Here is a 7,674-nt window from a genome sequence, read left to right on the forward strand (position 1 = left end):
AGCATGGCGAACTTACTTGAGTTTGTAAATTATCGGGAAGCAGAAGCATGACAGCAGAACATCTGCGAAGCCGGGCCGGGTTTCCGGTCTTCGATGAGATTACCACACGATGGGCGGACAATGACCTCTACGGACACGTCAATAATGTGACCTATTACGCCTGGTTTGACAGCAGTGTGAACCGTTACCTGATTGAGCAGGGTGGCCTCGACATTCATAACGGTCAGACAATTGCCTATGTAGTCAATTCCTCCTGTGACTATTTCCGCCCCATCGCCTATCCGGAAAGGGTGGAGGCCGGGCTGCGGGTGGAAAGGCTCGGGAACAGTTCGGTGGTCTACAATATCGGCGTTTTCCGTCAGGGGGAGGAGGAGGCCTGTGCCGTGGGCCGCTTTGTCCATGTTTTCGTGGACCGGAAAACCGATCGCCCGGCGCCGATTCCGGACCAGATCCGGCAGGCGCTGTCGGATCTGGTACCTGACACCGACCAGGCGGATCAGTAACCGCGGGCGCTGGAGGTGCTCCTCCGGGGATCCGCGGCGCCCCACAGTTGCCCGTCATCATCCACCTGGATGCTCTGGATGGCACCCATGGCGGCCCGGGGCGTGATGGTGTGCCCCATGCTCTCCAGCAGGTCGATGGTGTCCGGGCTGATGCCCTGCTCGATACGGATCTCGTCCGGCAGCCACTGATGGTGGATGCGGGGCGCCGCCACCGCCGACTGGATGTTCAGGCCATGGTCGACCACATTCATGATCACCTGCAGGGTGGTGGTGATAATGCGGGAACCGCCAGGGCTGCCGGTCACCAGGACATTCCTGCCGTCCTTGCGCAGAATGGTGGGCGACATGGAGCTGAGCATGCGCTTGCCGGGCTCGATACGGTTGGCTTCGCCGCCGATCAGGCCGTAGGCATTGGGAACACCGGGCTTGGCGCTGAAATCGTCCATCTCGTTGTTCAGCAGGAAGCCGGCGCCAGCCACGGTAATACCTGAGCCGTAGCTGAAGTTGATGGTGTAGGTATTTGAAACGGCGTTACCCCACTGGTCCACGATGGAAAAGTGAGTGGTCTCGTTGCTTTCATAGGGCTGTGGCTTGCCGGGAGCGATCTGTTCAGAGGGCGTCGCTTCATGGCGGTCGATCCCATTCCTGAGATGCTCCGCATAGGCTTTGCTGGTCAGTCCCTCCAGCGGTACCTCGACAAAATCCGTATCCCCCAGGTATTCGGAACGATCGGCATAGGCCCGTTTCATGGCCTCGGCCATCAGGTGGATGGTCTGCGCCGAGTTATGGCCGTAGTCGCCCATGGGGTAGCCTTCCAGGATATTCAGTATCTGGACGATATGGGTGCCTCCACTGCTGGGTGGTGACATGGAGAAGACTTCGTGGCCCCGGTAGCTGCCCCTTACCGGCTCGCGGATAACCGGCTCGTAGCCGGCCAGGTCTTCCAGGGTGATCAGGCCGCCGCCGCGCTCCATCTCGTCGACGATCAGGCGGGCGGTTTCCCCTTCGTAGAAATCCTCGATGCCGTGGTCGGCAATGCGTTGCAGGGTGGCTGCCAGCTCCGGCTGCCGGAAGACCTCGCCGGGCTGGGGCGCGCTGCCGTCCTCCCGGTAGAAAGTGGCCCGGGTGGCGGGCCAGGGCGTCAGGCGGTCACGGGCCTGTTCCAGGCCCTCGGTGAAGCGGTGGGGTACCTCAAAGCCATCCCGGGCCAGGGCAATGGCGGGGGCCAGGGCCTCGGCAAGGGTAATGGTGCCGTATTTCTCCAGGGCCAGGGCAAACCCCGCCACGGTTCCCGGTACGCCCGAGGCCAGATGACTGAAACGGCTGCGCTGGGGCACCACATTGCCGTCGCTGTCCTGGAACATGGTCCGGGTGGCCGCCGCCGGGGCGGTTTCCCGGTAGTCGATGGCCTTCACCGGGCCGCCATCGCCTGGTGCCACCAGCATGAAGCCGCCGCCACCGATATTGCCGGAGCGGGGCTGGGTCACCGCCAGGGCAAAGCCGGCGGTGACCGCGGCATCCACGGCATTGCCACCGTCCTTCAGGACCTCCAGAGCCACGTCGGTCGCCTTGTGGTGACTGGTGGCCACCATGGCCTGGCTGCCTGGCACGGGGTGGTGACGCTCTCCCTCGAGGATGGCCTGGGCGTTGCCGTACCCTGCCAGCAAGGTCAGCAGGACAAGTATGGGGAGGCGATATGGCCGGGGGCGTCGCATGGGTCACTCCTTGTCTGTTGTCATCGGAACCGCCGGCTACATCTTCGTTCCGGCGCCGGTTTAAGCTATGATAGCCGGTCATTTTTCCATATGGGCACCGGTCGTGAATCAACCCGGTTTTCCGTATTCTCCAGTTCCCTTATAGGACAGGTTCATGGAACACACATACCGTCTGGTGATTTCCTGCCCGGACCGGGTGGGTATTGTGGCAAAAGTCAGTAACTTCTTGTCCACCTACAATGGCTGGATTACCGAGGCCAGCCACCACTCCGACAATCAGGCTGGCTGGTTCTTCATGCGTCATGAGATCAAGGCCAGTTCCATTCCCTTCGGTCTGGACCAGTTCCGTACCGCCTTCGAGCCCATCGCCCGGGAGTTCGAGATGAGCTGGCACATTGCCGACTCGGCCCAGCCCAAGAAGGTGGTGCTCATGTGCAGCAAGGAGTCCCACTGTGTGGCCGACCTGCTGTATCGCTGGCACAGCGGTGAACTGAACGTGGATATCGCGGCGGTGATCTCCAATCATGAGGATCTGCGTCGCATGGTTGAGTGGCACGATATCCCCTACCACTGTATTCCGGTCAGCAAGGAAAACAAGGCCGAGGCCTTTGCCGAGATTAACGGCCTGTTCCAGTCCTATGGGGCGGATGTGATCGTGCTGGCGCGCTACATGCAGATCCTGCCCGCCGACGTGTGTGAGCAATACAGCGGCAAGGTGATCAATATCCATCACTCGTTCCTGCCGTCCTTTGCCGGCGCCCGGCCCTACCACCAGGCCTACAGCCGGGGGGTAAAGCTGATTGGCGCCACCTGCCATTACGTGACCCAGGACCTGGATGAAGGCCCCATCATCGAGCAGGATGTGATTCGCATCAGCCACAGCGATGCCATCGAGGACATGGTGCGGCTGGGCAAGGATGTGGAAAAGAATGTCCTGGCCCGTGGCCTGCGCGCCCACGTCGAGGACCGGGTCATTACCTACGAAAACAAGACCGTGGTTTTTGACTGAGCCGACTACCTGATTGTGGTAGTATTGATCGCTTAAACAACACGACTTCCAGCAAATTCAAAGGAACCATTCTCGATGGGTGAGTTAGCCAAAGAGATCCTGCCGGTCAACATCGAAGACGAGCTCAAGCAGTCGTACCTGGACTACGCCATGAGCGTCATCATTGGCCGGGCTCTTCCCGATGTGCGTGATGGCCTCAAGCCGGTGCACCGGCGTGTTCTGTTCGCCATGTCCGAGCTGGGCAACGACTGGAACAAGCCGTACAAGAAGTCCGCCCGTGTGGTGGGTGACGTGATCGGTAAATACCATCCCCATGGGGACTCCGCGGTCTACGACACCATCGTGCGTATGGCCCAGCCGTTCTCCCTGCGTTATCCGCTGGTGGACGGGCAGGGCAACTTCGGTTCCATCGACGGTGACAACGCGGCGGCCATGCGTTACACCGAGATCCGCATGGAAAAGCTCGCCCAGGCGCTGCTGGCGGACCTGGACAAGGAAACGGTGGACTACGTCGACAACTACGACGGCACCGAGCGAATTCCGGACGTGCTGCCGACACGGGTGCCGAACCTGCTGGTCAATGGTTCTTCCGGTATTGCCGTGGGCATGGCCACTAACATTCCGCCCCATAACCTGACCGAAGTGGTCAGTGGCTGCCTGGCGCTGATTGACAACCCGGACACCACCGTCGACGAGTTGATGGAGATCATCCCGGGGCCGGATTTTCCCACCGAGGGCATCATCAACGGTCGTGCCGGCATCGTCGAGGCCTACCGTACAGGCCGCGGTCGTATCTACATCCGCGCCCGTCACGAGATCGAGACCGACAAGAAAACCGGGCGCGACGCCATCATCATCACCGAGCTGCCATACCAGCTCAACAAGGCCCGCCTGATCGAGAAGATCGCCGAGCTGGTGAAGGAAAAGCGCCTGGAAGGCATCACCGAGCTGCGGGACGAGTCCAACAAGGAAGGCATCCGGGTGGTGATCGAGCTGCGCCGGGGCGAGAACCCGGACGTGATCGTCAACAACCTGTTTGCCCAGACCCAGCTGGAAACCGTGTTCGGCATCAATATGGTGGCGCTGCTCAACGGTGAGCCCAAGATCCTCAACCTGAAGGAAATGCTGGAAGCGTTCGTGCGCCACCGTCGGGAAGTGGTCACCCGTCGCACCATCTATGAGCTGCGCAAGGCCCGGGAGCGGGGGCATATCCTGGAAGGCCTGACCGTTGCCCTGGCCAACATCGACGAGATCATTGAGCTGATCAAGGCGTCGCCGTCCGCGGCCGAAGCCAAGGAAAAGCTGATGGACAAGGGCTGGGCCCCCGGCGATGTGCTGGCCATGCTGGAGCGGGCCGGCAAGGACGCCTGCCGCCCGGATGACCTGCCGGAAATCTATGGCCTGCGTGACGATCTCTATCACCTGTCACCGGAACAGGCCCAGGCCATCCTCGACCTGCGCCTGCACCGCCTGACCGGCCTGGAGACCGAGAAGCTCCAGAACGAATACAAGGAAATCATCGAGAAGATCGCCGACCTGCTGGACATCCTCGGCAATCCGGAACGCCTGCTGCAGGTGATCCGTGACGAGCTGGCGGCCATCGTTGACGAATACGGTGACGAGCGCCGCACCGAGATCATCAGCTCCCGCCGTGACCTGACGGTGGCGGACCTGATCGACGAGGAAGACCTGGTGGTCACCATCTCCCACGGTGGCTACGCCAAGACCCAGGCGGTGGAGGATTACCAGGCCCAGCGCCGGGGTGGCCGTGGTAAGGCCGCCACCTCCATGAAGGATGAGGACTTCATCGAAAAACTGTTGGTGGCCAATTCCCACGACACCATCCTGTGCTTCTCCAACCGTGGCAAGGTCTACTGGCTGCGGGTGTTCGAGATTCCCCGGGGCAGCCGTGGTTCACGCGGCCGGCCTATGGTGAATATCCTGCCGCTGGGCGAGGACGAGCGTATAACCACCTTCCTGCCGGTACGGGACTACCCGGAAGACCACTATGTACTCATGGCTACCTCCAACGGCGTGGTCAAGAAGACGCCGCTGCCGAACTTCTCCCGCCCCCGTTCCAACGGCCTGATCGCCCTGAACCTGGACGAGGGCGATGCCCTGATCGGTGCCGCCATCACCAAGGGCGATTCCGAGGTGATGCTGTTCTCCACCGCTGGCAAGGCGGTGCGTTTCAACGAGGAAGCGGTACGCCCCATGAGCCGGACCGCCCGTGGTGTTCGCGGCATCCGGATGCCGGAAGGGCACCATGTGGTCTCGCTGATCATCCCCCAGGATGGTGGTGTCATCCTTACGGCCAGTGAAAATGGTTACGGCAAGCGCACGACATTTGACGAGTTCCCTTCCTACAGTCGTGGCAGTCAGGGCGTTATTGCCATGCAGTGTTCCGAGCGTAACGGCAACCTGGTGACGGCGCTGCAGCTGTTCGATGGCGACGAGATGATGCTGATCTCCGACAAGGGCACCCTGGTGCGTACCCGTACCGACGAGGTGTCCGTCCTCAGCCGGAACACCCAGGGCGTCCGCCTGATCCGCCTGACCCAGGAAGATGAGCGTCTGGTGGGTGTGGAACGGATCGCCGAAAGCGACGACGAGGAAGCCGAAGAAGCGGAAGCCGGTGAGGATTCCGGTGCGGAAAACGGCAGCAACGACAGCAATGGGGAAGCCGCCGATGAGTAGGGCGTACAACTTCTGCGCCGGCCCGGCGACCCTGCCGGAGCCCGTGCTGCGGCAGGCCAGAGATGAAATGCTGGACTGGCGCGGCACCGGCATGTCGGTGATGGAGATGAGCCATCGCAGCGATGAGTTCGTGGAAATTGCCGAAACCGCCGAGAAAGATCTGCGTGAACTGGCCGGTATTTCAGAGGATTACAGCGTACTCTTCATGCAGGGTGGCGCTTCCAGCCAGTTTGCCACCGTACCCCTGAACCTGCTGGGTGACCGGGGCCGGGCGGACTACATCAATACTGGCATCTGGTCGAAGAAGGCCATTGCCGAAGCCAGCCGTTACGCGGATGTGAACGTGGCCGCCAGTAGCGAGGACAGTGGTTTCACCACTGTGCCCCTGCAGGAGACCTGGAACACCAGCGCCGATGCAGCCTATCTCCACTACACACCGAACGAGACCATTGGCGGGCTGGAGTACGATTTCATTCCGGACAGCGGTGATGTGCCCCTGGTGGCGGACCTGTCCTCCACCATTCTCTCCCGGTCACTGGATGTGTCGAAGTTCGGCCTGATCTACGCCGGTGCCCAGAAGAACATCGGCCCATCGGGTCTGGTGGTGGTGATCATCCGCAAGGACCTGCTGGGCAAGGCCCGACCGGAAACGCCGACCATGATGAACTATCAGGTGCTGGCCGATAATGGCTCCATGTACAACACCCCGGCAACCTACTCCTGGTATCTGGCCGGGCTGGTGTTCAAGTGGCTGAAAGAGCAGGGCGGTGTCGCGGCCATGGAGCAGCTCAACCGTCGCAAGTCGGCCAAGCTCTATGACTTCATTGACCGCAGCGACTTCTACGCCAACCCCATTGATCCCCGCTTCCGTTCCTGGATGAACGTGCCGTTTACCCTGGCGGACGACGGCCTGAACAGCGCCTTCCTAAAGGGCGCCGAGGCCCGGGGGCTGCTGAACCTCAAGGGTCATCGCAGTGTGGGCGGCATGCGCGCCAGCATCTACAACGCCATGCCGGAAGCGGGCGTGGACGCCCTGATCGACTATATGGCCGGATTTGTGAAGGAGCATGGCTGACCATGAGTGACGAGCAGACCCGGCTGGCAGAGCTCCGGGACCGGATCGACAGCCTCGACCAGCAGATCATGGACCTGATCAGCGAGCGGGCGACATGCGCCCAGGAAGTGGCCCATGTGAAGACCTCGGCCAACTCCGGCGAGGATGTCTTCTTCTATCGCCCGGAGCGGGAAGCCCAGGTGCTGCGCCGCATCAAGGACTCCAACCCCGGCCCGCTGGCGGATGAGGAAATGGCTCGGCTGTTCCGGGAGATCATGTCCGCCTGCCTGGCCCTGGAACAGCCCATGCGGATTGCCTTCCTTGGCCCCGCCGGCACCTTCACCCAGGCAGCGGCGCTCAAGCATTTCGGCCATTCCGTGATCTCCGTGCCCATGCCCGCCATCGACGCGGTGTTCCGGGAAGTGGAATCCGGCGCCGCCCAATACGGTGTGGTGCCGGTGGAGAATTCCACCGAAGGCATGATCAACCATACCCTCGACATGTTCATGTCGTCACCGCTGAAGATCTGCGGCGAGGTGCAGCTGCGTATCCACCACCATCTGATGCGCTCGCCGGACAGCGGCGACCAGCCCCTGACCCGTATCTACTCGCATCAGCAGTCCTTTGCCCAGTGCCGCCAGTGGCTGGATGCCCACCAGTACGGGGTGGAGCGGGTCACGGTCAGCAGCAATGCCG

General features: G+C 61.6%; 6 protein-coding genes. 5 read left to right on the forward strand and 1 reads right to left on the reverse strand.

The genetic code is table 11. The features are described from left to right. Positions 1-47: 47 nt before the first annotated feature. Positions 48-503 (forward strand): acyl-CoA thioesterase, encoded by a 456-nt coding sequence (locus tag RO069_RS00985; RefSeq protein WP_328184696.1) that lies wholly within the window; start codon positions 48-50, stop codon positions 501-503. On the opposite strand, the gene ggt is transcribed toward RO069_RS00985, so the two are convergent. After that, positions 497-2,218, reverse strand: coding sequence for a gamma-glutamyltransferase (gene ggt / locus RO069_RS00990; protein ID WP_328184698.1), 1,722 nt, complete (start codon positions 2,216-2,218; stop codon positions 497-499). The genes RO069_RS00985 and ggt overlap by 7 nt on opposite strands. A gap of 154 nt (positions 2,219-2,372) precedes the next feature. Between ggt and purU the strand changes: the two genes are divergently transcribed. The 4 genes from purU to pheA all read left to right on the forward strand — a co-directional run. Further along, positions 2,373-3,227 (forward strand): formyltetrahydrofolate deformylase, encoded by an 855-nt coding sequence (purU, locus tag RO069_RS00995; protein WP_328184699.1) that lies wholly within the window; start codon positions 2,373-2,375, stop codon positions 3,225-3,227. A gap of 75 nt (positions 3,228-3,302) precedes the next feature. Continuing rightward, positions 3,303-5,924 carry a DNA gyrase subunit A gene (gyrA, locus tag RO069_RS01000; protein ID WP_328184700.1) on the forward strand — a complete coding sequence of 874 codons (2,622 nt, stop codon included), beginning with the start codon at positions 3,303-3,305 and terminating at the stop codon, positions 5,922-5,924. After that, positions 5,917-6,999, forward strand: a complete 1,083-nt coding sequence (gene serC / locus RO069_RS01005; protein ID WP_328184701.1) for a 3-phosphoserine/phosphohydroxythreonine transaminase — start codon at positions 5,917-5,919, stop codon at positions 6,997-6,999. Before gyrA ends, serC begins: the two co-directional genes overlap by 8 nt. Before the next feature lie 2 nt (positions 7,000-7,001). Next, positions 7,002-7,674: chorismate mutase (gene pheA / locus RO069_RS01010; RefSeq protein WP_328184703.1), on the forward strand; the 673-nt coding region annotated here is incomplete at its 3' end.

The sequence above is a fragment of the Marinobacter sp. OP 3.4 genome (assembly GCF_036224885.1).
In the GTDB taxonomy this organism is placed as follows: Bacteria; Pseudomonadota; Gammaproteobacteria; order Pseudomonadales; family Oleiphilaceae; genus Marinobacter.

Excerpts from the sequence above, each read along its gene's own strand:
- ggt (WP_328184698.1), bottom strand. The coding sequence starts at position 2,218 with ATGCGACGCCCCCGGCCATATCGCCTCCCCATACTTGTCCTGCTGACC.
- serC (WP_328184701.1), top strand. The coding sequence starts at position 5,917 with ATGAGTAGGGCGTACAACTTCTGCGCCGGCCCGGCGACCCTGCCGGAG.
- gyrA (WP_328184700.1), top strand. The coding sequence starts at position 3,303 with ATGGGTGAGTTAGCCAAAGAGATCCTGCCGGTCAACATCGAAGACGAG.
- purU (WP_328184699.1), top strand. The coding sequence starts at position 2,373 with ATGGAACACACATACCGTCTGGTGATTTCCTGCCCGGACCGGGTGGGT.
- RO069_RS00985 (WP_328184696.1), top strand. The coding sequence starts at position 48 with ATGACAGCAGAACATCTGCGAAGCCGGGCCGGGTTTCCGGTCTTCGAT.